Origin of the sequence: Pseudomonas sp. TNT2022 ID1044 (assembly GCF_028656895.1) — a bacterium.
GTDB lineage: Bacteria > Pseudomonadota > Gammaproteobacteria > Pseudomonadales > Pseudomonadaceae > Aquipseudomonas > Aquipseudomonas reinekei.
The window spans coordinates 121,510-146,100 of the sequence record NZ_JAMDHB010000006.1 but is presented as its reverse complement, the minus strand read 5'-3'; the positions used below and the strand labels follow the sequence as shown (position 1 = coordinate 146,100).

The following is a 24,591-nucleotide window of genomic DNA, read 5'->3' as shown; positions in this document are numbered from 1 at the left end:
GGCGTTTTTGTGTCTGTTGCCTTATCCCAGGTTCTTGCCGAGCAACGCGTGATACAGCTCGCTGTCGCCGAGAATCCCCACCACGTGATTGTTGTCGTGCAGCACCAGTTTGTTGCCGGTCTGATAACGAATCTGCAGCGCGTCGCGCATGCCGATGTTCGAGTCCACCAGCGTTGGCCTGCGACCGAGGCCTTCGACCGCCTGACCCGGTGCCCAGTTTTGCAGATCCAGCGTCGAGCCGTTCTGGCGAGCGCCCTTGATCGTGTTGCCTTCCGCCAGGTCCAGCCACGAATCGCCACCCGGATCGAGGCATACCGAACCGTTGATGCGCTTGCAGTTGTCCAGGGTGCGCATCAGGCTGCGACCGCACAATACGTTCAGCGGATTGGTGTGGGCGACGAAGGTGCGCACGTAGTCGTCCGCCGGGTTGAGGACGATTTCTTCGGGCTTGCTGTACTGGATGATCCGGCCATCTTTCATGATCGCGATACGGCTGCCGAGCTTGAGAGCTTCATCGAGGTCGTGGCTCACGAACACGATGGTTTTGCTCAGCTTGCGTTGCAGCTCCAGCAGTTCGTCCTGCAGGCCCTGGCGGATCAGCGGGTCGAGTGCCGAGAATGGTTCGTCCATCAGCAGGATGTCAGCGTCCATCGCCAGCGCACGGGCCAGGCCCACGCGCTGTTGCATGCCGCCGGAGAGCTCGTCGGGTTTCTTGTTGCGCCATTGGGTCAGGCCCACCAGTTCGAGTTTTTCGTCGACCAGTTTCTTGCGTTCCTTCTCCGGACGACCCTGCATTTCCAGACCGAAGCTGATGTTCTCGCGCACTGTCAGCCAAGGCATCAGGGCGAACTTCTGGAACACCATGGCGATGCGCTTGGTGCGCATCATTTTCAGTTCGGCCGGGGTGCAGGAAGCAATGTTGATCTGCTTGCCTTCGTGCTCGACGAACAGCTTGCCGCGGCTGACGGTGTTGAGGCCGTTGATGCAACGCAGCAGGCTGGACTTGCCGGAACCGGACAGGCCCATCAGTACGCAGATTTCACCTTTTTCGATATCCAGGGTGGCCTTTTCGACGCCAACGATTTGCCCGGTCTTTTTCAGGATCTCGCTGCGGGTCATGCCCTGGTCAAGCAGTTTCAAGGCTTCTCGCGGATCTTTGGTGAAGATCACGTCGACGTCTTCGAAGCGAATAATGCTCATGCGTCACCCCCTGCTTTGGCGTCGGGTTGTTTGCAGATACGGTCGAGCATGATCGCCAGCAGTACGATCGCCAGGCCCGCTTCGAAGCCCAGGGCGATATCAGCAGTGTTCAATGCGTTGACCACGGGTTTGCCCAGTCCATCGGCACCCACCAGTGCCGCGATCACCACCATCGACAACGACAGCATGATGCACTGGGTGATGCCGGCCGCGATGCTCGGCATGGCGTGGGGCAGTTCGATCCGTGAAAGCAGTTGGCGACGCGAGCAGCCAAAGGCCTTGCCGGCGTCCATCAGTTCTTGCGGCACATCGCGGATGCCCAGGTAAGTGAGGCGGATGGGTGCGGCAATCGCGAACACCACCGTCGAGATCAGGCCCGGGACCACACCCAGACCGAAAAGGGTCAGGGTAGGAATGAGGTACACGAAGGTCGGTACGGTCTGCATCAGATCGAGTACAGGACGCATCATGGTGTAGAACATCGGTTTATGCGCGGCGACGATGCCCAACGGCACGCCGATCAACACGCACACCAGGGTGGCGAACAACACCTGGGCGAGGGTTTCCATGGTTTCCTGCCAGTACCCCAGGTTGAGGATCAGCAGAAAGGACGCGATGACGAAGGCGGTCAGGCCCCATTTGCGCTGGATGAGGTGTGCCAGTAGTGCGATCAGGCCGATCAAGACCAGCGGGTTGAACCAGGTCAGCGCAAACGTCACGCCGTGGATCATCGTTTCCAGTGACACGGCAATTGCGTCGAAGGTGTTGGCGCCGTGTTGCGTCAACCATTCAACGAAGCCTGCGATGTACTGGCCTAAAGGTATTTTCTGATCAATCAGCATGGTAGTGAACGTCCGCATGCAAGGAAATAAACAGCCCGGGCGGCGTATGCCGCCCGGCATAAGCGATGCTTCCTAAATCAAGGCTGTGCGAGCTTGGCTTTCACGGCCTCCAGGCCAGGTTTACCGTCAATGGTGGTCACGCCAGCGAGCCAGGTATCGAGCACCTGTGGGTTCTTCTTCAGCCAGGCCTTGGCGGCCGCGTCAGGCTTCATCTTGTCGTCCAGGACGTTGCCCATCAGCGTGCTTTCCATGTCGAGGGTGAACACCAGGTTTTTAAGCAGCTGACCCACGTTGCTGCATTCCTGGGCGTAACCCTTGCGGGTGTTGGTGAAGATGGTCGCCTGGCCGAAGTTGGGGCCGAAGAACTCGTCGCCGCCGGTCAGGTACTTCATCTTGAAGCGCGTGTTCATCGGGTGCGGTTCCCAGCCCAGGAACACCACGGCGGTGTTGCGGCGCTGGGCGCGATCGACTTGCGAGAGCATGCCTGCCTCGCTGGACTCGACCACCTTGAAGCCGGCCTCTTTCAGGCCGAAGGCGTTCTTGTCGATCATGCTCTGGATCAGGCGGTTACCGTCGTTACCCGGTTCGATGCCGTAGATCTTGCCGTCCAGTTCTTTCTTGAACTTGGCAATGTCGGCGAAATCCTTCAGACCTTTGTTATACAACTCTTCGGGTACGGCAAGTGTGTATTTTGCGTTTTCGAGGTTGGCTCGCAGGGTGTCCACGGTCCCGGCATCACGATAAGGCTTGATGTCGTTTTCCATGGTCGGCATCCAGTTGCCGAGGAAAATGTCCATGTTCTTGCCATCGGCCAGTGACTTGTACGTCACGGGCACGGAAATCATGGTGGTTTTGGTTTTGTAGCCCAAGGCATCGAGGACGACGCTGGTGGCGGCGGTGGTGACGGTGATGTCGGTCCAGCCGACATCGGAGAAGTTTACGGTACTGCATTGGGCCGGTTCGGCGGCTTGCGCCAGAACCGGCAGACTAAGCATGGCGGCCAACAACAACAACGACGGGGAACCTTTCATGGATGGACTCCTTGGTGTTTTTTTTGGCAGTGTTCCGACTGGACCACCGCACTTATAGGTTGCGGTTGGATGGCGTTTTGGAGACAGCTCTACCACGGCGCCTTGCAATCGAGTCGATACGATCATGTACCAGTGAAAATCTGACGCCTACAGGGTGCGTCGTAACCAGTACAGGGATGGTCGCATCCAGTGTCAGTGACGTCGTTTACAGATTTTTTCAGCGTCCTTTCTCCCTCTGCACCGCAAAAAAACGGCGAAAACATGGCGCAAAACGCACGCGGCGTTAGTGGACATGATTGCGTCGGTGTGAGACGTCGAACGACACGTCAAAAGGCTGATGATGCGGCCATCCTGACGGATTGCAGCTTGAGCGTAGCAGCTCCGTCACCGGGCGCTTTTGCGCCTGGAGTTGGCACATCCAGGAGTCCGGCAGTAATGGCTATCAGTGTTTTCGACCTGTTCAAAATCGGCATCGGCCCTTCCAGTTCACACACCGTGGGCCCTATGCGGGCGGCAGCGCTGTTCGTGCAGGTTTTGCGCGAGCGGGGGATGCTTGAGCAAGTGCGGCGCGTTGAAGTTCAGCTCTATGGTTCGTTGTCGGCCACCGGCATCGGGCACGGCAGCGACAACGCGGTGATCATGGGCTTGATGGGCGAGTGGCCGGACGCGATCGATCCGTCGCAAATCGGCATCCGCATCGCCACCTTGCGCGAGACCGACACGCTGTTGCTCGACGGTCGTGTGTCGGTGCCGTTCATCTGGGCTCGGGACATGCGCCTGATCGATGAAAACCTGCCGTTCCATCCCAACGCCATGACCCTGATTGCCGAAGGCGATGACGGCGAGTTGCATCGCGACACCTACTATTCGGTCGGCGGTGGTTTTGTGGTCGACGAGGCCCAGGCTTCAAGCGGCGTCGTTGACCTTGATCGCACCGTGTTGCCGTACGATTTTTCCAGCGCCGCCGAGCTGCTGGAACTGTGTAAAAAGCACAACCTGCGAGTGGCCGAATTGATGCTGGCCAACGAGAAGGTCTGGCGCAACGAAGAGGAGATCCGCAGCGGCCTGATGACACTCTGGCGCGCCATGCAGGATTGCGTCGAGCAAGGCCTCAAGCACGAAGGTATCCTGCCCGGTGGCTTGAACGTGCGGCGTCGCGCGGCCAAGCTGCATCGCAGTTTGCAGGAGCTGAACAAGCCCAACGTAATCGGCTCGACCCTCAGCGCCATGGAGTGGGTCAACCTGTTCGCCCTGGCGGTCAACGAAGAAAACGCCGCCGGCGGGCGCATGGTCACGGCACCGACCAATGGCGCGGCGGGGATCATTCCCGCGGTCTTGCACTACTTTATGAAGTTCAGCGAAGACGTGACCGAGGCCAATGTCGTCGACTACTTCCTCGGCGCGGCAGCGGTGGGGATTCTGTGCAAGAAAAACGCTTCGATCTCCGGTGCCGAAGTCGGATGCCAGGGTGAAGTCGGCTCGGCTTGCGCCATGGCGGCGGCGGGGCTGGCGGAGATCCTCGGCGCCACGCCGGAGCAGTTATGCAACGCAGCGGAAATTGGTTTGGAGCACAACCTCGGCCTGACCTGCGATCCGGTGGGCGGCCTGGTGCAAGTGCCGTGCATTGAGCGCAATGCGATTGCCGCGGTGAAAGCGATCAATGCGGCGCAAATGGCTTTGCGCGGAGATGGTCAGCACTTTATCTCGCTGGACCGGGTGATCCGCACCATGCGCGATACCGGTGCTGATATGCATGACAAATATAAAGAGACATCGCGAGGGGGGTTGGCGGTGAGTGCGGTGGAGTGCTGAGACCGCGTCGCCTCAATCGCTGGCAAGCCAGCTCCCACAGGTTCTCTGGTGTGGCTGATATCTTGATCACACCACAACTCCCTGTAGGAGCCGGCTTGCCGGCGATGAACGATAACGCGGATTTCCTGATGCACCGCGTTGAATGTATCGCCAGCAAGCCGGCTCCTACAGATAGCGGCCAGACCAGTCAAAACTGCGCGCTAAGTGAACACGTAATCCCGGACGCGCCACCTTTTGGCGCGTCGCTTACAGATAAGTACCTGACCTCAAAATCAGGACCGCCCCGTCCCTGACCATTCGTCACCACGTGCCTGCGGTGACACTCTCCCGGGAAGCTCGCAGCCCTGTTCCCACAAGTGCTACCGATTTGCTCACACGCAACGGAGCAACGCACTTGCCGCCGCTGATGGCACTTATAACCCCTACTCCTTGCGTGTCTTATATAGACACATTTCGACGTCGTTTTTAGGAGTTATTGAACGCGCATTCAAATTTAGGCATGGCAATTGCTCTGTCATTACAAAGCCCGTCTCCCACGCGAGAACGATGGCAATAACAAGAGCCTCCGCCTGAGGCCATCACCCGCTTTGTGTGAGGAGATACCGCGATGACGACGTTCAACTCCGGGGCCCAACCCCAGAACCGTGCGCCTCAATCCATCGGCTTTCTGCTGCTGGACAATTTCACGCTGATTTCCCTGGCGTCCGCTGTAGAACCGCTGCGGATGGCCAACCAGTTGTCCGGCCGCGAGCTGTATCGCTGGACCACCCTCACCGTCGATGGCGGTCAAGTCTGGGCCAGTGACGGTTTGCAAATCACCCCGGACGCCTCCATGCACAAAGCGCCGTCCCTCGACACTGTGATTGTCTGCGGCGGTATCGGTATCCAACGCACGGTTACCCGCGAACACGTGTCATGGCTGCAAAGCCAGGCGCGCCAGTCCCGTCGCCTCGGCGCGGTCTGCACTGGCAGCTGGGCCCTGGCCTGCGCCGGTCTGCTGGACGGGTTTGATTGCAGCGTGCACTGGGAATGTCTGGCGGCGATGCAGGAAGCTTTCCCGCGGGTGGCCATGAGTACTCGCCTGTTCAGCCTCGACCGTAACCGTTTCACCAGTTCCGGTGGCACCGCGCCGCTGGACATGATGCTGCACCTGATCAGTCGCGATCACGGCCGTGAGCTGTCGGCGGCGATCTCGGAAATGTTCGTCTATGAACGCATTCGCAACGAGCAGGATCACCAGCGTGTGCCGCTCAAGCACATGCTCGGCACCAATCAGCCGAAGCTGCAGGAAATCGTCGCGCTGATGGAGGCCAACCTCGAAGAGCCGATCGACCTCGACGAACTGGCGGTGTATGTCGCCGTCTCACGTCGTCAGCTGGAAAGGCTGTTCCAGAAATACCTGCACTGTTCGCCGTCGCGCTACTACCTGAAACTGCGCCTGATCCGCGCGCGGCAGTTGCTCAAGCAAACGCCGATGTCGATCATCGAAGTGGCGTCGGTGTGTGGCTTTGTGTCCACGCCGCACTTCTCCAAGTGCTACCGCGAGTACTTCGGCATTCCGCCACGTGACGAGCGTGTGGGTTCCAACACGACGCAGCAAGTGGCAATGATGCCGTTGCCACAGGCGCTGGTGCTGTCGCCGTTGTCCGGGCCGTTGTCGGCGTTGAGTCAGGCGCGCAATGAATCGACATTTGCCAGCGTAAGGCTCTAAACCGGGGCGCCTTTGTGGCGAGGAAGCAAGCTCCCTCGCCACAAAGTTGTTACACCTTGACCCTCAGGCGCTACGGCTCTGCTGATACTCCGCCAACGCCGGTAGCAACTGCTTGTCGATTGCCTGGCGCACAGCCGGCAGGATTGTCGCGCTACTGGTGTACATCTCCTTGACCATCTTGCGAAGTTCATACGCCCGGGCATCGTCCAGTCCCCGCACCGCACATTCGCAAGCCTGCTCGGCCGTGGCGCCGCTCGGCACTTGAAATCCCAACGCTTTCAGTTGGCCCAACAGGTCTTCCTGGTCAATCAAATCGGCGTACATCATCACGCAAATCCTTCTTCTGGGAACGGTGTCTTGAGTCGATTCTGGTGGGGGGACGGGGTGGCGGCAAGGACGATTTGTCGCAATGGCCGCAATGACTAAGAACAGGTCGTTTTCGGGTAATTTGCCGGTGAAGAGAGTCGGCACACTGGATTCAGCTCGCTTCACGAAGGTTTGGTCACCCTCGCACGGCAGCTCCTCAACAGTACCCTCCTCAGCTCCGATCTTGTCACGGCTTGATCGGGGTTTTTTTTGTCTGTGAGTCCAGAGGCTTGTGTTGTCAGTTCGGACGCTATCGCGAGCAGGCTCGCTCCCACAGTTGACCGATTTCTTTCAGAGGAATGCGATCGAATGTGGGAGCGAGCCTGCTCGCGAAGAACGATGACGCGGTCTAGCGTTGCAACACGAGAATGCGCGACAACAACTCATCCCGATCGACATAACACCCCTGGAAATGCCGCGCCCCGGTGGCGGGATCAAACGCATTGCGCGCATGCAGAGTGCGGCGGTTGTCGAAGCACCACAGCTCGCCGGGATTGAGCCGCTGCATCAGCCTGAACCGGGGCTCGCGGGTCATCGCAATGAAGCGACGGTAAGCGCGATAGAGCTTGGGCATCTGCTCCACCGAGGTATCGAATGGGCCGCGCAGAAAGTTCGCCATACGGATTTCAGACACCTGCCCCAGCGCATTCAAGGCGATGATCGGCGCCAGGCAACGGTAGTCGCTGTGACGGTCCTTGTTGCGAAACTCCACGGGGATCTGGCAAAGGCTATTGAAGGACTCCGGGTCCTCGCAGCGCAGCGCATCGGCAATGGCGAAACCGTCGACAAAAATACTTTCGCCACCCTCGGCATCGTTGACCAGGCAATGCAGAAATTGCAGCCCTGGTTGCAACTCCCGGGTCGGCAGATCGCTGTGCAGTGGCAGGTTGAAGGCGGTGTAGGCATTGCTGTCGGCGTCGGCCTTGGATTGCACGTTAAACAGCACGCCGAAATTGCTCTCGCGGATGAAGGAAATCCGCTGGGCGATCAGCTTCAGGGAGCCGGGTTCAGTCGGCACGCCGCGGACCTGGGTCAGGCCGATATCACGCACCGCCAGCAGCCATTGCAGCAAGGCGTCGTTGTCGTTCATCAGTGCCTGGTATTCAAACACCGGCAACTGCAAATCACTGTGCCAAAGCCTGGCTTTCGGCTTGCCTGCCAAGCGCTCGGCGCGGGACTCGTCGTCGTAGGCATGCGCCCTCAGCCAGCCTGGGTCGAAGCGGCTGAGGTGGCCGTCCTGCCATTGCACGCTCAGGCAACCTTCAACGTCGACCGTGGTTTCGGTCGGCAGCAGATTGTCCGGCACGTCGACAATTTCCAGCACCTGCTCGCGCGTCACCGTATAGACGCACTGCGGGCACGGGCAGTTGTCCCGTAGCCATGAGTGATGGAAGGGGCTGGTGCGATGGTCGGCCCACTTCACCAGAACCCGATCCGCCATGACCTGCACGCCTGCCAGCGCGCTGATCAACGGATAAGTACGGAAGTCGGCAAAAGCGGCGGCGGTGTTCAATGGCGATCTCCTTGTTATTTTTTGGGTGGTAGCGCGATCACCCGGCCGATGTAGGCGGGGGTGGGCAGGTCGGTCTGTTCGGCGACGATGGCTTGCAGCTTGCCCAGGGTTTGCTCGCTGAACGGCGTGGCGCGAGGACCGGCCAGATCCACATGCAGCAGCATCTGTTCGTTGCCCGCCAGTTCCTTGTCGCCACCGACCAGATGCAGGCTGTGGTAGAGGTGCAGGCGTTTGCTGTCGTGGGCGATGATCTGGGTACGCACTTCGACGTCGGCGTCGAGCTTCACTTCGTGCAGGTAATTGAGGTGCAGTTCCAGGGTAAACAGCGAATTGCCACTGGCTTCGCGGTTGTTGCTGTCCATGCCGAGGCGATCCATCAGGGCGTCGGTGGCGTAGCTGAAGATCAGCAGGTAAAAGGCGTCGCGCAGGTGGCCGTTGTAGTCGACCCAGTCGGGGATGATTCTGGTTTGGTAGGTGGTGAGGGTGGGCATGTCATCAAATCCTCAAGTCAGCAAAACCTGTAGGAGCCGGCTTGCTGGCGATAAACGATAACGCGGTACACCTGATGCACCGCGTCACCTCGATCGCCAGCAAGCCGGCTCCTACAGAGAGCGGTGGTGCTTATTCGGCAAATGCCATCCCATGCTTCTCTTTGGTGGTCTTCACCGCCTCAAGCACCGCGAGCAGGCAGTCATCACGATAGCGCTCCAGCGCCGAAATGCTGTGTTTGCCCAATTGATCGCTGGTGCCATCCACCACGTCGTCGATCAGCTTGTCGGTCAATTCCGGCGCCGGCAGATAGGTCCACGGCAACTGCAACGCCGGACCAAACTGCGCCATGAAGTGGCGCATGCCGGCATCGCCGCCGGCGAGGGTGTAGGTCAGGAACGTGCCCATGAACGACCAGCGCAGGCCGGCGCCAAAACGGATCGCGTCATCGATTTCACCCGTGGTCGCCACACCGTCGTTGACCAGATGCAGCGCCTCACGCCACAGCGCTTCGAGCAAGCGGTCGGCGATGAACCCCGGAACTTCCTTGCGCACATGCAGCGGGCGCATGCCAAGTGACTCGTAGACGTTCATCGCCGCTTGCACCGCTTCGGGCGCGGTGTTTTTGCCGCCGACCACTTCCACCAGCGGCAACAGGTAAACCGGGTTGAACGGGTGACCGACCACGCAGCGTTCCGGGTGGGTCGAGCTCTCGTAGAACTCGCTGGGCAACAGGCCGGACGTACTGGACCCGATCAGGGCATTGGGCTTGGCAGCAGCGCTGATTTTACTGTGCAGATCCAGTTTCAGCTCCAGGCGTTCCGGGGCACTTTCCTGGATGAAGTCGGCGTCGCGCACGCATTCTTCGATGGTCGCGACAAAGCGCAGGCGATCCTGCGAGGCGCCGGGTGCCAGGCCCTGTTTCTCCAGCGCGCCCCAGGCATTGGCGACACGTTTGCGCAGCGCGGCTTCGGCACCGGGCGCCGGGTCCCAGGCCACCACGTCGAGGCCGTGGGCGAGGGCGCGGGCCACCCAGCCACTGCCGATGACACCGCTGCCCAGCGCGGCGAAGGTTTTGATTTCGGTGATGAAGGTCATGGCAACTTCCTGAATCTGGCTCAAAAAAAACTGTGGGAGCGAGCCTGCTCGCGAAGAGGCCGGTACACCCGACCGATCTCTTGCGTTACTCACGCCGCCTTCGCGAGCAGGCTCGCTCCCACAGGGGGAAAAGAGTGGAGGGGTTAACCGCGCTGGGTCAGGCCCATTTTTTTGCGACCTTCTGCCGGGGTCAGCACGCGGGCACCGAGGCGGCTGAGGATTTCGCCAGCGCGCTCGACCAGTTGGCCGTTGGTCGCCAGTACGCCTTTGTCCAGCCACAGGTTGTCTTCCAGGCCGACGCGCACGTTGCCGCCCAGCAGCACCGCTTGCGCTGCCATCGGCATTTGCATGCGGCCGATGCCGAAACCGGCCCAGACGGCGTCTGCAGGCAGGTTGTCGACCATGGCTTTCATGGTGGTGGTGTCCGCCGGAGCGCCCCACGGGATGCCCAGGCACAGCTGGAACAGCGGGTTGTCGAGCAGGCCTTCCTTGATCATCTGCTTGGCGAACCACAGGTGACCGGTGTCGAAGATTTCCAGCTCGGCTTTCACGCCCAGCTCTTGAATGCGTTTGGCGCCAGCGCGCAGCTGGGCCGGGGTGGACACGTAAATGGTGTCGCCGTCGCCGAAGTTCAGGGTGCCGCAATCGAGGGTGCAGATTTCCGGCAGCAGTTCTTCAACGTGGGCCAGACGGGTCAGCGGGCCGACCAGGTCAGTGTTCGGGCCGAATTCCATCGGGTTCTCGCCGGCACCGATTTCCAGGTCACCGCCCATGCCCGCCGTCAGGTTGACGATGATGTCGACGTCGGCTTCGCGGATGCGCTCCATCACTTCGCGATACAACGCCACGTCACGGCTGAACTTGCCGGTTTGCGGGTCGCGAACGTGGCAGTGCACCACGGTGGCACCGGCCTTGGCGGCTTCCACGGCGGCAGCGGCGATTTGTTTCGGGGTGACCGGCACGTGTGGGCTCTTGGCGGTCGTGTCGCCAGCACCGGTGAGTGCGCAGGTGATGATGACGTCGTGGTTCATGAGGCGGTTCCTTACAGGCGTAGTGGTGCCGTTCGCAGCCCGCTCGGGCTGCGAATCGGTGGTTCGGTTCAGAAAAAAAGAGCGGGTTATTTACTGGTCAGTTTCAGATTTTCAGCTGCCGGTTTGCCATCAAAGGTGGTCACACCTTCAAGCCAACGCTGCTTGTCTTGCGGGTGATCTTTCAGCCATTGCCTGGCCGATTCGAAAGCGTCCTTGTGATCCAGCAGCGGCTGCATCATCCGGCTCTCGTCTTCGGCGGTGAACGTCAGGTTGCTCAGCAGACGGCCGATGTTCGGGCATTGCTCGGCGTACTTCGGCGCGGTGACGGTCCAGACGGTCGCCATGCCTTCGTTCGGGCCGAGGGCGTCTTCGCTGCCAGTCAGGTAGGTCATCTGCACGTTGACGTTCATCGGATGCGGTGCCCAGCCGAAGAACACCACGGCTTCCTTGCGGCGCACAGCGCGGTCCACGGCGGCGAGCATGCCGGCCTCGCTGGACTCGACCAGCTGGAACTTGCCGAGGCCGAACTGGTTTTTGCTGATCATCGCCTTGATCTGGGTGTTGGCGCCCGAGCCAGGCTCGATGCCGTAAATCTTGCCGCCCAGTTCTTTTTCGAACCTGGCGATGTCGGCGAAGGTTTTCAGGCCCTTGTCGGCGAGGTAGGTCGGAACGGCGAGGGTGGCGCGGGCATCTTTCAGGTTGGGTGCTTCAAGCACCTTGACCTGGTTGGCGTCGACGAACGGGGTGATGGTCTGGGTCATCAGCGGGTTCCAGTAACCCAGGAACAGGTCCAGGCGCTGATCGCGGATCCCGGCGAAGATGATTTGCTGGGAGGCGCTGGTTTGTTTGGTGTTGTAGCCGAGGCCATCGAGCAATACCTGGGTCATCGCGCTGGTGGCGATCACGTCGGTCCAGTTCACCACGCCCATGCGCACATTCTGGCAAGAGGCGGGTTCGGCGGCCATGACGCTGGCGCTCAGTAACGCGGTACCACTGAGTGCAAGAACACAGCTGCTGATCAGTCGTTTCATTCTCAGGTTCCTCGGCAGTTCGTTATTGTGGGTCCCGGCGTCTGATGCGCCGGTGATGCCAAGTTACGCAGCCAAGCGCCGATGAAAGCGCACTGCGGCGACCAGCTCTTGCACTGCAGCGACCTGCCCTCTTGAATGCCTGCGGCAAGTGGCGTATCAACGTCCTCACGCTACCCGCCCTCTCGTTACACGCCAATCGAGTGCGCTCCATGTCCCAGGATTTCTATTTCTTGTTGATGCCGGGTTTTTCGGCCATTGGGTTTATCTCGGCCATCGAGCCGTTGCGGGTGGCCAATCGCTTTCGCGGCGAGCTGTATCGCTGGCATGTGCTGAGCGCGGACGGCGGGGCGGTGCTGGCCAGTAACGGCATGTCGGTCAACGCCGATGCAGCACTGGAACCGCTGAAGAAAGGTGCGACCTTGCTGGTGGTCGCCGGTTTCGAACCGCTGAAGTTCGCCACGCCTGCGCTGGAGCACTGGCTACGGCGGCTGGACAACGAAGGCGTGACCCTGGGCGCCATCGACACCGGCAGCTTCATCCTCGCCGAAGCGGGCCTGCTCGAGGGTCATCGCCTGACCCTGCACTGGGAAGCCATCGACGCCTTCAAAGAGTCCTATCCGCAGCTCAGCGTCACCCAGGAGTTGTTCGAGATTGACCGTCGGCGCATCACCTCTGCCGGCGGCACGGCATCCATTGATTTAATGCTGGATCTGATCGCCCAGGCCCACGGCCCGGAACTGGCGATCCAGGTCAGCGAACAATTCGTGCTCGGCCGCATCCGCCCGCGCAAAGACCACCAGCGCATGGAAGTCGCCACGCGTTATGGCATCAGTAACAAAAAGTTGGTGCACGTGATCGGCGAGATGGAGCAGCACAGCGAACCGCCATTGACCACGCTGGAATTGGCGGAATCGATCAAGGTCACCCGGCGTCAGCTCGAACGGCTGTTTCGCCTGCATCTCAACGACACACCGAGCAATTTCTATCTGCGATTAAGGCTGGAAAAGGCCCGGCAGTTGCTGCGGCAAACGGACATGAGCGTGCTGGAAGTGAGCATCGCCTGCGGATTTGAATCGCCGTCGTATTTCACCCGCAGCTATCGGGCGAAGTTTGAGCGGTGCCCGAGGGAAGACCGGCGTACCGTGAAAGCATGAACACCCGAAAACCCTGTGGGAGCCAGCCTGCTGGCGATAGCGGTATGTCAGACACATGAATATCGACTGATGCACCGCCATCGCCAGCAGGCTGGCACCCACAGTTAGTTTGTTCTGTCAGAAAGACCTGTTACTTCTTCCAAAGCGCCGAACACGCCGCCTTGTAGGCCTCATGCTGATACTTGTTCAGCGTTTCCGGCAGTTCGACATTGTGTTTCTTGGCCTGGGCATTAATCGTCTGCGGCGACAACAACGTCACTTCGCAATTCTCCAGCAACTGGAAAATCCCTTCGATCTTGAACGTGGTGGGCCCACCGGCAAACTCGCCTTTCTTGCTGCGCTTCTTGATCGCAATGCGATCGATCGAATTCTCGCGCACAAATGATGCAACCTGCGCCGCGAACACTTTGACGTTGGCGGCTTCGTCATCATCGTCGAGGGCGATTTTCTTGGTGTTGAGCGCAACGTGACTCAGGTTCGTAGCGTCGAGGGACGCCACGGCGATGATTGCTTCGCTGCCTTTGATTTCGATGCCGCAGACTTTCATGTTGAATCCCTTAACTGGCTGATGGCGTGCAGCTTACATCGCAGGATGGCCGGCGATTGCATCACTCCTGCCCAATCGACTCCAAAAACTCCGACCGTTCATCACTCATCCGCGCCACGCAATCATTCTGCGCAATGGTGAATGCCTTGCTGCCAGTGGTGGCCGGGAAGGCTTCGATGGCGCAGTCGGCGTCGCGGGTTTTCAGCCATTGTTGTTGGGCGGCTTTGATTTTTGCGCTGATGTCGGCCAGTTGCGACGGGTTCTTGCCGTAGAGCGACTGCATGCGCTCGTTCAGGCTCTTGTAGTTCTCGCTCAGCAGGTCTTCGGCGGTGGTTTTGCTGAAGGCCGAGCATTCCAGGGTCTGGATGTCGTTTTCGACTTTGTCGCAGGGGTTGTCGTCGGCTTCTTCAGCCGCGTGTACACCCGTCGCTATCAGTGCCAAAACCAGGAAGATCGATTTCATTACTCGCCCCAAAATTTAGTCATGCGGCGAATTCTGGCCCAAGCGCGGGGCCTTGAACAGGGCGCTGATTACGCCCGGCGACGACCCTTTGTCGCAGATTGACGCTTTCGGCAAACCCCCTGTCGTTTTTGCACCGGGTCGCCCCGGTCCTCAGGCATATGCTGGCCCCAAAGCGCCGGCAGACGATTCGGCGCATGAATCGCTAATAAGGGGACAGCCTGATGAGCCCAGCCGAATTGCACGCCGACAGCATCGTTATCGACGGGCTGATTATTGCCAAGTGGAACCGTGAGCTGTTCGAAGACATGCGCAAGGGTGGTCTGACCGCGGCCAACTGCACCGTGTCGGTGTGGGAAGGCTTCCAGGCCACCGTCAACAACATTGCTGCCAGCCAGAAACTGATCCGCGAGAACAGCGACCTGGTGATTCCGGTGCGCACCACCGCCGACATCCGCAAGGCCAAGGAACAGGGCAAGACCGGCATCCTCTTCGGCTTCCAGAATGCCCACGCCTTTGAAGACCAGATCGGCTATGTCGAGGTGTTCAAGCAGCTCGGCGTCGGTATTGTGCAGATGTGCTACAACACCCAGAACCTGGTCGGCACCGGTTGCTACGAACGTGACGGCGGCCTGTCGGGCTTCGGTCGTGAAATCGTTGCCGAGATGAACCGCGTTGGCGTGATGTGCGACTTGTCCCACGTGGGTTCGAAAACTTCCGAGGAAGTCATCCTCGAGTCGAAAAAACCGGTTTGCTATTCCCACTGCCTGCCGTCGGGTCTGAAAATTCATCCGCGCAACAAGTCCGATGAAGAGCTGAAGTTCATTGCCGACCACGGCGGTTTCGTCGGCGTGACCATGTTCGCGCCGTTCCTGACCAAGGGCATCGATTCGACCATCGATGACTACGCCGAAGCCATCGAATACACCATGAACATCGTCGGCGAAGACGCCATCGGCATCGGTACCGACTTTACCCAGGGCCACGGCCAGGACTTCTTCGAATACCTGACCCACGACAAGGGCTATGCCCGCCGCCTGACCAGCTTCGGCAAGATCATCAATCCGCTGGGCATCCGCACCGTCGGCGAGTTCCCGAACCTGACTGAAACCCTGCTCAAGCGCGGCCATAGCGAGCGCGTGGTGCGCAAGATCATGGGCGAGAACTGGGTCAACGTCTTGAAAGATGTTTGGGGCGAATAAGCCGCCGCACTTCTGAATCCTTTCCTGCGGCCGTCCGTGCCGCAGGCAACACAACGAATTTTCTGGAGTTAAGTTTCCATGGCCAAGATCGCCCCGCAATTGCCTATCGAAGTCGACAGCGAGACCGGTGTCTGGACGTCCGACGCCCTGCCGATGCTGTACGTGCCGCGTCATTTCTTCGTCAACAATCACATGGGCATCGAGGAAGTGCTGGGCGCTGAAGCCTATGCCGAAATCCTCTACAAAGCCGGCTACAAGTCCGCCTGGCACTGGTGTGAAAAAGAAGCCGAATGCCACGGCCTGGAAGGCGTCGCGGTGTTCGAGCATTACATGAAGCGCCTGTCGCAACGCGGCTGGGGCCTGTTCAAGATCCAGGACATCGACCTCGACCAAGGCACCGCCAGCGTCAAGCTCGAACACTCGGCATTCGTCTACGTGTACGGCAAGGTCGGGCGCAAGGTCGACTACATGTTCACCGGCTGGTTTGCAGGGGCCATGGATCAGATCCTCGCCGCTCGCGGCAGCCAGATCCGCACCGTGGCCGAGCAAGTCTACGGTGGCTCCGAAGAGGGCCACGAAGACGGCTTGTTCATCGTCAAGCCGTTGTAAGTCGAGGAACCCGCCATGGCTTTCGAAGCAATGTTCCAGCCAATTCAAATTGGCAAACTGACCATCCGTAACCGCGTGCTCAGCACCGCGCACGCGGAGGTCTACGCGACCGACGGCGGCATGACCACCGACCGGTACGTCAAGTATTACGAAGAGAAGGCCAAGGGCGGGATCGGCCTGGCGATCTGCGGCGGTTCGTCCGTCGTGGCGATCGACAGCCCGCAGGAATGGTGGAGCTCGGTGAACCTGTCCACCGACCGGATCATTCCGCATTTCCAGAATCTGGCCGACGCCATGCACAAGCACGGCGCCAAGATCATGATCCAGATTACCCACATGGGCCGTCGCTCGCGCTGGGACGGCTTCAACTGGCCGACCCTGATGTCGCCGTCGGGCGTGCGTGAGCCGGTGCACCGTGCCACCTGCAAGACCATCGAGCCGGAAGAAATCTGGCGGGTGATCGGCAACTACGCGCAAGCCGCGCGCCGCGCCAAGGCCGGTGGCCTGGACGGCGTCGAACTGTCGGCGGTGCACCAGCACATGATCGACCAGTTCTGGAGCCCGCGGGTCAACAAACGCACCGATGAATGGGGCGGCACCTTCGAAGGCCGGATGAAGTTCGGCCTGGAAGTGTTGAAGGCCGTGCGCGCCGAGGTCGGTGACGATTTTTGCGTGGGCATGCGTATCTGCGGTGACGAGTTCCACCCGGATGGCCTGTCCCATGAAGACATGAAGCAGATCGCCAAGTATTACGACGACACTGGCATGCTTGATTTCATCGGCGTCGTGGGCTCGGGTTGTGACACCCACAACACCCTGGCCAACGTGATTCCGAACATGAGTTATCCGCCGGAGCCGTTCCTGCACCTGGCTGCCGGGATCAAGGAAGTGGTCAAGGTTCCGGTGCTGCATGCGCAGAACATCAAGGACCCGAACCAGGCCACCCGTATTCTGGAAGGCGGTTACGTCGACATGGTCGGCATGACCCGCGCGCACATTGCCGACCCGCACCTGATCGCCAAGATCAAGATGGGCCAGATCGACCAGATCAAGCAGTGCGTCGGCGCCAACTACTGCATCGACCGTCAGTATCAAGGCCTGGATGTGCTGTGCATCCAGAACGCCGCGACCTCCCGTGAATACATGGGCCTGCCGCACATCATCGAGAAAACCACTGGCGTGAAACGCAAAGTGGTGGTCGTGGGTGCCGGTCCTGCCGGGATGGAAGCCGCTCGCGTGGCTGCCGAACGTGGCCACGACGTGACCCTGTTCGAGAAGAAAGAATTCATCGGCGGGCAAATCACCACCGCTTCGAAAGCGCCACAGCGGGACCAGATCGCCGGTATCACCCGTTGGTATCAGCTGGAGCTGGCACGTCTGAAAGTCGACCTGCGCCTGGGCACAGCGGCGGATGCGCCCACCATCATGGACCTGCGTCCGGACGTGGTGGTGCTGGCCGTCGGCGGTCATCCGTTCATCGAGCAGAACGAACACTGGGGCGCGGCTGAAGGCCTGGTGGTCAGCAGCTGGGACATCCTCGATGGCAAGGTGGCACCGGGCAAGAACGTGCTGGTCTACGACACCATTTGCGAATTCACCGGCATGTCCACCGCCGACTTCATTGCCGACAAGGGCAGCCAGGTCGAGATCGTCACCGACGACATCAAACCGGGCGTGGCGATTGGCGGTACGTCGTTCCCGACTTACTACCGCAGCATGTACCCGAAAGAAGTGATCATGACCGGCGACATGATGCTGGAAAAGGTCTACCGCGAAGGCGACAAGCTGGTGGCGGTGCTGGAGAACGAATACACCGGCGCCAAAGAGGAGCGGGTGGTGGACCAGGTGGTCATCGAAAACGGCGTGCGTCCGGACGAGGAAATCTACTACGCGATGAAGGAGGGCTCACGCAACAAGGGCCAGATCGACGTCGAAGCCTTGTTTGCGATCAAGCCGCAGCCATGCCTGGAACAGAGCGGTGACGGGTATCTGCTGTTCCGCATCGGCGACTGCGTGGCCCAGCGTAACGTGCACGCGGCGATCTACGACGCGCTGCGGTTGTGCAAGGATTTCTAACGGATAACCACCATCACCTGTGGCGAGGGAGCTTGCTCCCGCTGGGCCGCGAAGCGGCCCCAAAACGTGCAGTCGAGGTGCATCAGGTATGCAACTGCGGCTGGTTAGGGGGCGCTTCGCACTCCAGCGGGAGCAAGCTCCCTCGCCACAAGTAGTGCGTTGCTCTTACCGGCACGCACACGACCCTGCGGTCTTTGGGAGCAACACCTATGTTGAACACCCTTCTTCCAATCCTGTTGTTCGCTGCCCTGGGCCTTGCGGTGCTCGGCGCGTTGCGGCGGGTGGCCATGTGGCGCCGGGGCCGAGCCTCGAAGGTCGACCTGATCGGCGGCCTGTTCGCCATGCCCAAGCGTTACATGGTCGACTTGCACCATGTGGTGGCGCGGGACAAATACATCGCCAACACCCACGTCGCCACGGCGGGCGGCGCGGTGGCGTCCATCGTGCTGGCGATTCTGGTGCATGGTTTCGGCCTGCATAACCGCATCCTCGGGTATGCATTGCTGTTGATGTCGGCGGTGATGTTCGTCGGCGCGATCTTCGTTTACCTGCGTCGACGCAACCCGCCGAGCCGTTTGTCCAAAGGCCCTTGGATGCGCCTGCCGAAAAGCCTGCTGGCGTTTTCGGCATCGTTCTTCCTGCTGACCCTGCCGGTGGCGGGCATTCTTCCGGAAAACTTCGGTGGCTGGCTGGTCGCGGTGATCCTCGGCATTGGCGTGCTGTGGGGCGTGTCGGAACTGTTCTTCGGCATGACCTGGGGCGGGCCGATGAAGCACGCCTTCGCCGGTGCCCTGCACCTGGCCTGGCACCGCCGCGCCGAGCGTTTTGGTGGCGGCCGTTCCACCGGTTTGAAACCGCTGGACCTGAATGACCCAAGCGCGCCGCTGGGCGTGGAAAAACCCAAGGATTTCACCTGGAACCAGTTGCTCGGTTTCGACGCCTGCGTGCAGTGCGGTAAATGCGAAGCAGCATGCCCTGCGTTCGCCGCTGGTCAGCCGCTGAACCCGAAAAAACTGATTCAGGACATGGTCGTCGGCCTTGCCGGTGGCACCGACGCGAAGTTCGCCGGGAGTCCCTATCCAGGCAAGCCGATTGGCGAGCACAGCGGCAATCCGCATCAGCCGATCGTCAACGGGCTGGTGGACGCCGAAACCCTGTGGTCGTGCACCACCTGCCGCGCCTGCGTCGAGGAATGCCCGATGATGATCGAGCACGTCGATGCCATCGTCGACATGCGTCGTCATCTGACTCTGGAAAAAGGCGCGACCCCGAACAAGGGTGCCGAAGTCCTGGAAAACCTGATCGCCACCGACAACCCGGGCGGTTTCGCACCGGGCGGACGGATGAACTGGGCGGCGGACCTGAACCTCGATCTGCTCAGCGAGAAGAAATCCACCGACGTGCTGTTCTGGGTCGGCGACGGCGCTTTCGACATGCGCAACCAGCGCACCCTGCGCGCCTTCGTCAAAGTGCTGAAAGCGGCAAAAATCGACTTTGCGGTGCTCGGCCTCGAAGAGCGTGATAGCGGTGACGTGGCCCGACGGCTGGGCGACGAAGCGACCTTCCAGTTGCTGGCCAAACGCAACATCCAGACCCTGGCCAAATACCGTTTCAACCGCATCGTCACTTGCGACCCGCACAGCTTCCACGTGCTGAAAAACGAGTACGGCGCGTTCGACGGCAACTACCTGGTGCAGCACCACAGCACCTACATGGCGGAAATCCTTCAGGCTGGTGCGCTCAACCTCGGTCAGCACAAAGGCGACAGCGTGACCTATCACGACCCGTGCTACCTCGGCCGCTACAACGGCGAATACGAGGCGCCGCGTCAGGTCCTGCGTGCCCTCGGGATTGAAGTCAAAGAGATGCAACGGTCCGGTTTCCGCTCGCGCTGCTGCGGCGGTGGCGGCGGTGCGCCAATCACCGACATCCCGGGCAAACAACGAATTCCCGATATGCGCATGGAAGACATCCGCGAGACCGGCGCCGAACTGGTGGCCGTGGGTTGTCCACAGTGCACGGCGATGCTCGAAGGCGTGGTCGAACCCCGGCCGCTGATCAAGGACATCGCCGAACTGGTGGCCGATGCGCTGCTGGAAGACGACGCGGCAAAGCCCGCCGCGCCGGCCAAACGTGAACCTGCGGAGGTGCACTGATGAGCGACATTATCCGCCGCGACCCCCGCGCCGAATGGATTGCCCGTAACCGACTGCATCCGCTGCACGCGGCCATGCAGCCGGCGCAGCACAGCTGGATGGGACCCAATGGCGTCATCCGCAAGAATCCCCATGGGATGGGTTTTATCGGTCCCAACGGCATCAAGCGCATTGACCGTAGTGGCGCTCAACAGGGCGGGACGAGCAAACGCTCGGCCGCCGTTGAAGTGCAATTGCCGTTGCATCAGGTGACCCAGCCCGCGTTCTACATCTGCGTGGTGCCGGACATGGTCGGTGGCCGCTTGGGCAGCCACGACCGCGACCTGTTGGGCCTGGCCCATCAGTTGGCCGGCAAGGACGGCGCCGTGCTGGCCGTGGTCTTCGGCGAACACAAGGAAAACGCGTTTACGACCGCAGGCGTCGATCGCCTGCTGGTGCTCGAAGGCGAAGCATTCAGCGGTTATGCACCGGAGCAACGGGTCCAGGGGCTGCGGGCTGTGGATAACCAGTTCAATCCGCGTCACTGGTTGCTGCCGGACAGCCGCAGCGGCGGCGGGGAACTGGGGCGGCGCTTCGCTGCGGCCCTGGGCGAACGCCCGGCCACCCGGGTCTGGCAGGTCAAGGATCAGGAATGCATCGGCCGTGCTGGTGCGGGTTTGCAAGACCTGGCCCGCCCGCTTGCGCGGTTGATTCTGGCCGCTGTCGAGTGCGCCGAACCGGTCAGTGAAACCCGTCACGAAGCCTTGCCGGTCGAGTTATCCACAACCGTCGCGCGCAGCTTGTCGCGCATTGAGGATCTGGGCGCGGTGGCGGTGGACCCGGCGGCAATTCCAATGGCCGAAGCCGAGTTCATCTTCTCCGGCGGCAACGGGGTCAAGGACTGGGGACTTTTCCACAGGACCGCCCAAGCCCTCGGCGCGACCGAAGGTGCATCGCGGGTGGCGGTGGACGACGGCTTCATGGCTCGCGACCGTCAGGTCGGAGCATCCGGCACCTGGGTCACCGCGCGGGTCTACGTGGCGGTGGGGATTTCCGGGGCGATCCAGCATCTGCAAGGCATCGGTGCCTGCGACAAGGTGGTGGCTATCAACCTTGATCCTGGCTGCGACATGATCAAACGGGCCGACCTGTCGGTGATCGGCGAGAGCGCCGAGATTCTTCAAGCCTTGATCGCGGCGGTAGAGGCCTACCGCAACGACGCCAAGCGCGATGCGGCTTAAGGGAAGGAAAGGGTTATGAGCACGAAAATCATCAGCCTGGTGTCCATCGGCGCCCACCCGACTTCCGGTCGGCCCCGCCGCGCGGAGCAGGATGCGCGGGCGGTGGAACTCGGTCTGCAACTGGCTGGGGATAACTTGCAGGTGCTGCATGCCGGTGACATCGCCGAGCCTGCATTGCGCGCTTACCTGGGCATGGGGCTGGAGCAACTGCATGTGCTGGAACAACCCGAAGGCGCCGATGCGCTACCGGCGTTGACCGACTATTTGCGTGAGGCCGGGGCGCAGGTGGTGTTGACCGGCAGCCAGGCGGAAACCGGCGAAGGTTCGGGCATGTTGCCGTTCCTGCTGGCCGAAAGCCTGGGCTGGCCGCTGGTGGTGGGGCTGGCGCAGGTCGAGTCCATCGACGGCGGTTCGGCGTTGGTGCTGCAAGCGTTGCCACGTGGTCAGCGGCGTCGCCTGAAAGTACGTCTGCCGTTTTTGGCGACTGTGGATAACGCCGCCCCGAAGCCTCGGCAGAGTGCTTATGGCCCTGCCCGGCGCGGGGTGTTGCAGGCCGAGGACGTGGAAGTCGTCGACGACGAGCTGTTGGTGGTCGCAACCTTGCAACCAGCCAAGCCTCGGCCAAAACGTTTGAAGGTGATCAAGGCCAAGAGCGGTGCCGATCGCATGAAAGCCGCGACGGCGAAGGCCAGCGGTGGCGGTGGGCAAGTGCTCAAGGGCGTGACGGCACAAGCGGGGGCTGAGGCGATTCTCAAGCTGCTGATCGAAGAAGGCGTCGTCCGCTGACCTGATAACCGGTACTGATCCAAGCGAGCCTGCTCGCGAAAGCGGACCGACATTCAACGCTGATGTCGCCTGAGCCGCCGCCTTCGCGTGCAGGCTCGCTCCCACAAAGAAAAATTAATGACTGTTGAATTTCGTTCGGCCTTGCGCGCGGATGCGCGGGAGATTGCTCGCTTGTTTCAGATTTCATCAGAAGGCGCGGCAGACTACATTTAAAGCCAGCCTGGTTCTCCACAAACTCTGTTGGCGCTTCTGTGGATAAGATGTTTGCTTACCGCTGCAGGCCTTATAACTCGTGACTTTCAGTTGATTGGTCAAAAAACGATCGAATCGCCGTTTTCTCTGTTTCACATCCTGCAAATGCAGAAACTACGCGGCTTTCAGCGGTTTTCCACAGGGACCCGGAAGTTGTACCCAAAGTCTGTTGGCGCTTCTGTGGATAAGGTGTTTGCGATCCTCTGAAAGCCGCTGAATTCGTGATCTGTAGCGGTTTGATCAATTAATGATCAGTTGCTGTGGGAAACGTTGATTCTCGATAAGTCACGGATTTTCCAGGCTTTCTGTGGAGAAGTTTTTCAGCATTTCCACAGTTGTCCCCAATTGCTGTGGGTGGAGGTGTGGATAACTTGTTTGCGGAAGGCTGGGAGGCGCGTGAGATATAGCGCCGAACGGAATAGATCATATTTCGTACAGCTCTAAGGCCATGGGGAGTCAGAAGGGGATGTATGACGAGGAATGACGTTATCGCGAGCAAGCTGCTTCTACAAATGACCTGATGTGTACACACATTCTGTGAACCACCGGTTCCTGTAGGAGCAAGCTTGCTCGCGATGCTTTTGACCTTAGCCTTGAACCGGAACCCCTTTGAGGTAAGGCGCAGCCTCAGCCCCCAGATTGCTCAGCATCCGCTCGCTATACCAGTCAACAAAGTTCACCACACCAAACTCATAGGTCTTGGAGTAAGGCCCTGGCTGGTAAGCGGTGGAGTTGATCCCGCGCTGGTTCTCTTCAGCCAGGCGACGGTCCTGGTCGTTGGTGGCGTCCCAGACCTGGCGCATGCGGTCGACATCGTAGTCCACGCCTTCGACGGCGTCCTTGTGCACGATCCACTTGGTGGTGACCATGGTTTCCTGGGCGCTGATTGGCCACACGGTGAACACGATGATGTGGTCGCCCATGCAGTGGTTCCACGAGTGCGGCAGGTGCAGGATGCGCATCGAGCCGAGGTCCGGGTTCTTGATGCGGCCCATGAGCTTGGCGCAGCCCTGTTTGCCGTCCAGGGTCATGGAGACGGTGCCCTTGAGCAGCGGCATGCGCACGATGCGATTGCGCAGGCCGAAGCTGGCGTGGGCGTAAGGGATCTTCTCGGCTTCCCAGGCAGCGGCGGAGGCGGCGACGTGGTCCTTGAATGCCTGGTCGGCGCGCGGGTCGGTAACGTCGTCCCACTCCAGCAGGGTTTTCAACAGTTCCGGGTGCGACGCGTTGCAGTGGTAGCACTCGCGGTTGTTTTCCAGCACCAGTTTCCAGTTGGCCTTTTCCATCAAGGTGGTGGTGATCGCCACCTTGGTGTTTTCCATGTCGTACGGTTCCATGTAATGGCTGAGCGTCGACAGGAAGTCATCGATAGCCGGCGGGTTCTCCGACAGGCTGATGAAAATGTAGCCACCAGCGGTTTTCACGTTTACCGGCTTGAGGCCGTATTGCTTCATGTCGAAGTCGGCGCCCATTTCGGTGCCGGCGAACAGCAGGCGACCGTCGAGTTCGTAGGTCCACTGGTGATAGTGGCAGACCAGTTTCGCGACCTTGCCTTTTTCGCTGGTGCACAGGCGCGAGCCACGGTGGCGGCAGACGTTATGGAAGGCGTGCACCACACCTTCGGCGCCGCGAATCACGATAATCGGGTTCTTGCCGACCTGCAGGGTCAAGTAGTTGCCCTTGGCAGGGATTTCGCAGGTCATGCCGGCGATCAACCACTCTTTCTGAAAGATTTCCTGCATGTCGATATCAAACAGACGCTCGTCCGAGTAAAACGGCTGCGGTAGCGAGAACGTGCGTTCGCGCTCTTGCAGCATCTGGGCGGTGGCCTTGCGTGCGGGTTCCAGCGGATCGCCCAGGCTCAGGGTAGTAGTGACGTCCATCGATTTAATCCTCATGGCCATTCAGTGTGGCCGGCGAAAGTGGCTAATCAGGTGTGCTGCTTCGTGTTGCTACGCAAGGTGTAAAGAATGTGTCTTGGTATTGGGCGAGTGTGGGGCCGGCG

At 60.3% G+C, this 24,591-nt stretch carries 21 protein-coding genes and 1 pseudogene; 10 read left to right on the top strand and 12 right to left on the bottom strand.

All coding sequences use genetic code 11. The features are described 5' to 3' along the window. Window positions 1–21: 21 nt before the first annotated feature. The 3 genes from choV to M5G20_RS08955 all read right to left on the bottom strand — a co-directional run bounded on the left by choV (window position 22) and on the right by M5G20_RS08955 (window position 3,073). Entirely contained in the window at window positions 22–1,200 is a 1,179-nt protein-coding gene (choV, locus tag M5G20_RS08965; RefSeq protein ID WP_273918852.1) for a choline ABC transporter ATP-binding protein, read from the bottom strand. Then, window positions 1,197–2,042 (bottom strand): choline ABC transporter permease subunit, encoded by an 846-nt coding sequence (gene choW, locus M5G20_RS08960; protein WP_273918850.1) that lies wholly within the window; start codon window positions 2,040–2,042, stop codon window positions 1,197–1,199. The genes choV and choW overlap by 4 nt, the downstream gene beginning before the upstream one ends. A 77-nt stretch (window positions 2,043–2,119) precedes the next feature. After that, window positions 2,120–3,073: a choline ABC transporter substrate-binding protein gene (locus tag M5G20_RS08955; RefSeq protein ID WP_273918849.1), complete on the bottom strand. Its 954-nt coding sequence runs from the start codon at window positions 3,071–3,073 to the stop codon at window positions 2,120–2,122. 435 nt (window positions 3,074–3,508) lie between these two features. Between M5G20_RS08955 and M5G20_RS08950 the strand changes: the two genes are divergently transcribed. Continuing rightward, window positions 3,509–4,885, top strand: a complete 1,377-nt coding sequence (locus tag M5G20_RS08950) for an L-serine ammonia-lyase (protein WP_273918847.1) — start codon at window positions 3,509–3,511, stop codon at window positions 4,883–4,885. A gap of 607 nt (window positions 4,886–5,492) precedes the next feature. Next, window positions 5,493–6,596 (top strand): GlxA family transcriptional regulator, encoded by a 1,104-nt coding sequence (locus tag M5G20_RS08945; RefSeq protein ID WP_273918845.1) that lies wholly within the window; start codon window positions 5,493–5,495, stop codon window positions 6,594–6,596. 63 nt (window positions 6,597–6,659) lie between these two features. On the opposite strand, the gene M5G20_RS08940 is transcribed toward M5G20_RS08945, so the two are convergent. The 6 genes from M5G20_RS08940 to M5G20_RS08915 all read right to left on the bottom strand — a co-directional run bounded on the left by M5G20_RS08940 (window position 6,660) and on the right by M5G20_RS08915 (window position 12,124). Next, window positions 6,660–6,923 (bottom strand): hypothetical protein, encoded by a 264-nt coding sequence (locus tag M5G20_RS08940; protein WP_273918844.1) that lies wholly within the window; start codon window positions 6,921–6,923, stop codon window positions 6,660–6,662. 388 nt (window positions 6,924–7,311) lie between these two features. Next, a complete protein-coding gene (locus tag M5G20_RS08935) occupies window positions 7,312–8,475 on the bottom strand; it encodes a gamma-butyrobetaine dioxygenase (RefSeq protein ID WP_273918842.1) in 1,164 nt (387 codons plus the stop codon). A 14-nt stretch (window positions 8,476–8,489) separates the two neighbouring features. Next, window positions 8,490–8,966: a thioesterase family protein gene (locus tag M5G20_RS08930; RefSeq protein ID WP_273918840.1), complete on the bottom strand. Its 477-nt coding sequence runs from the start codon at window positions 8,964–8,966 to the stop codon at window positions 8,490–8,492. 130 nt (window positions 8,967–9,096) lie between these two features. Further along, window positions 9,097–10,062, bottom strand: coding sequence for an L-carnitine dehydrogenase (locus M5G20_RS08925; protein WP_273918839.1), 966 nt, complete (start codon window positions 10,060–10,062; stop codon window positions 9,097–9,099). A gap of 143 nt (window positions 10,063–10,205) precedes the next feature. Then, complete coding sequence (locus M5G20_RS08920; protein ID WP_150734227.1) at window positions 10,206–11,093, bottom strand: 3-keto-5-aminohexanoate cleavage protein; 888 nt, start codon at window positions 11,091–11,093, stop codon at window positions 10,206–10,208. 86 nt (window positions 11,094–11,179) lie between these two features. After that, on the bottom strand, window positions 11,180–12,124 hold the full coding sequence (locus M5G20_RS08915; protein WP_273918836.1) for a choline ABC transporter substrate-binding protein: 945 nt from the start codon (window positions 12,122–12,124) through the stop codon (window positions 11,180–11,182). Between the two features lie 209 nt (window positions 12,125–12,333). Between M5G20_RS08915 and M5G20_RS08910 the strand changes: the two genes are divergently transcribed. Next, window positions 12,334–13,278: a GlxA family transcriptional regulator gene (locus M5G20_RS08910; protein WP_273918835.1), complete on the top strand. Its 945-nt coding sequence runs from the start codon at window positions 12,334–12,336 to the stop codon at window positions 13,276–13,278. Between the two features lie 130 nt (window positions 13,279–13,408). Here the strand turns inward: M5G20_RS08910 and M5G20_RS08905 are convergent, their stop codons facing one another. Further along, window positions 13,409–13,825, bottom strand: coding sequence for a DUF3010 family protein (locus M5G20_RS08905; protein ID WP_273918834.1), 417 nt, complete (start codon window positions 13,823–13,825; stop codon window positions 13,409–13,411). A 61-nt stretch (window positions 13,826–13,886) separates the two neighbouring features. Then, window positions 13,887–14,288 carry a lysozyme inhibitor LprI family protein gene (locus M5G20_RS08900; protein WP_273918833.1) on the bottom strand — a complete coding sequence of 134 codons (402 nt, stop codon included), beginning with the start codon at window positions 14,286–14,288 and terminating at the stop codon, window positions 13,887–13,889. 221 nt (window positions 14,289–14,509) lie between these two features. Between M5G20_RS08900 and M5G20_RS08895 the strand changes: the two genes are divergently transcribed. The 7 genes and pseudogenes from M5G20_RS08895 to M5G20_RS08865 form a co-directional block, all read left to right on the top strand. Next, entirely contained in the window at window positions 14,510–15,487 is a 978-nt protein-coding gene (locus M5G20_RS08895) for a dipeptidase (protein WP_273918831.1), read from the top strand. Window positions 15,488–15,565: 78 nt separating this feature from the next. After that, window positions 15,566–16,096: a DUF5943 domain-containing protein gene (locus M5G20_RS08890; protein ID WP_273918830.1), complete on the top strand. Its 531-nt coding sequence runs from the start codon at window positions 15,566–15,568 to the stop codon at window positions 16,094–16,096. A gap of 15 nt (window positions 16,097–16,111) precedes the next feature. Further along, window positions 16,112–18,172, top strand: a complete 2,061-nt coding sequence (gene dgcA, locus M5G20_RS08885) for a dimethylglycine demethylation protein DgcA (protein ID WP_056853891.1) — start codon at window positions 16,112–16,114, stop codon at window positions 18,170–18,172. Between the two features lie 209 nt (window positions 18,173–18,381). Continuing rightward, complete coding sequence (gene dgcB / locus M5G20_RS08880; protein ID WP_273918829.1) at window positions 18,382–20,328, top strand: dimethylglycine demethylation protein DgcB; 1,947 nt, start codon at window positions 18,382–18,384, stop codon at window positions 20,326–20,328. Further along, window positions 20,328–21,548: an electron transfer flavoprotein subunit alpha gene (etfA, locus tag M5G20_RS08875; RefSeq protein ID WP_273918828.1), complete on the top strand. Its 1,221-nt coding sequence runs from the start codon at window positions 20,328–20,330 to the stop codon at window positions 21,546–21,548. Before dgcB ends, etfA begins: the two co-directional genes overlap by 1 nt. A 15-nt stretch (window positions 21,549–21,563) precedes the next feature. Further along, window positions 21,564–22,334, top strand: a complete 771-nt coding sequence (gene etfB / locus M5G20_RS08870) for an electron transfer flavoprotein subunit beta (protein ID WP_273918827.1) — start codon at window positions 21,564–21,566, stop codon at window positions 22,332–22,334. A 117-nt stretch (window positions 22,335–22,451) separates the two neighbouring features. Beyond that, a pseudogene (locus tag M5G20_RS08865) lies at window positions 22,452–22,544 on the top strand (GNAT family N-acetyltransferase); the annotation flags it as partial. 629 nt (window positions 22,545–23,173) lie between these two features. Here the strand turns inward: M5G20_RS08865 and gbcA are convergent. Beyond that, entirely contained in the window at window positions 23,174–24,469 is a 1,296-nt protein-coding gene (gene gbcA, locus M5G20_RS08860) for a glycine-betaine demethylase subunit GbcA (RefSeq protein ID WP_273918826.1), read from the bottom strand. Window positions 24,470–24,591 lie beyond the last annotated feature (122 nt).

Bases quoted from the DNA above. Each gene is read 5' to 3' on its own strand.
- choV (WP_273918852.1), bottom strand. From the start codon at position 1,200: ATGAGCATTATTCGCTTCGAAGACGTCGACGTGATCTTCACCAAAGAT.
- choW (WP_273918850.1), bottom strand. From the start codon at position 2,042: ATGCTGATTGATCAGAAAATACCTTTAGGCCAGTACATCGCAGGCTTC.
- M5G20_RS08955 (WP_273918849.1), bottom strand. From the start codon at position 3,073: ATGAAAGGTTCCCCGTCGTTGTTGTTGTTGGCCGCCATGCTTAGTCTG.
- M5G20_RS08950 (WP_273918847.1), top strand. From the start codon at position 3,509: ATGGCTATCAGTGTTTTCGACCTGTTCAAAATCGGCATCGGCCCTTCC.
- M5G20_RS08945 (WP_273918845.1), top strand. From the start codon at position 5,493: ATGACGACGTTCAACTCCGGGGCCCAACCCCAGAACCGTGCGCCTCAA.
- M5G20_RS08940 (WP_273918844.1), bottom strand. From the start codon at position 6,923: ATGATGTACGCCGATTTGATTGACCAGGAAGACCTGTTGGGCCAACTG.
- M5G20_RS08930 (WP_273918840.1), bottom strand. From the start codon at position 8,966: ATGCCCACCCTCACCACCTACCAAACCAGAATCATCCCCGACTGGGTC.
- M5G20_RS08925 (WP_273918839.1), bottom strand. From the start codon at position 10,062: ATGACCTTCATCACCGAAATCAAAACCTTCGCCGCGCTGGGCAGCGGT.
- M5G20_RS08920 (WP_150734227.1), bottom strand. From the start codon at position 11,093: ATGAACCACGACGTCATCATCACCTGCGCACTCACCGGTGCTGGCGAC.
- M5G20_RS08915 (WP_273918836.1), bottom strand. From the start codon at position 12,124: ATGAAACGACTGATCAGCAGCTGTGTTCTTGCACTCAGTGGTACCGCG.
- M5G20_RS08910 (WP_273918835.1), top strand. From the start codon at position 12,334: ATGTCCCAGGATTTCTATTTCTTGTTGATGCCGGGTTTTTCGGCCATT.
- M5G20_RS08905 (WP_273918834.1), bottom strand. From the start codon at position 13,825: ATGAAAGTCTGCGGCATCGAAATCAAAGGCAGCGAAGCAATCATCGCC.
- M5G20_RS08900 (WP_273918833.1), bottom strand. From the start codon at position 14,288: ATGAAATCGATCTTCCTGGTTTTGGCACTGATAGCGACGGGTGTACAC.
- M5G20_RS08895 (WP_273918831.1), top strand. From the start codon at position 14,510: ATGAGCCCAGCCGAATTGCACGCCGACAGCATCGTTATCGACGGGCTG.
- M5G20_RS08890 (WP_273918830.1), top strand. From the start codon at position 15,566: ATGGCCAAGATCGCCCCGCAATTGCCTATCGAAGTCGACAGCGAGACC.
- dgcA (WP_056853891.1), top strand. From the start codon at position 16,112: ATGGCTTTCGAAGCAATGTTCCAGCCAATTCAAATTGGCAAACTGACC.
- dgcB (WP_273918829.1), top strand. From the start codon at position 18,382: ATGTTGAACACCCTTCTTCCAATCCTGTTGTTCGCTGCCCTGGGCCTT.
- etfA (WP_273918828.1), top strand. From the start codon at position 20,328: ATGAGCGACATTATCCGCCGCGACCCCCGCGCCGAATGGATTGCCCGT.
- etfB (WP_273918827.1), top strand. From the start codon at position 21,564: ATGAGCACGAAAATCATCAGCCTGGTGTCCATCGGCGCCCACCCGACT.
- gbcA (WP_273918826.1), bottom strand. From the start codon at position 24,469: ATGGACGTCACTACTACCCTGAGCCTGGGCGATCCGCTGGAACCCGCA.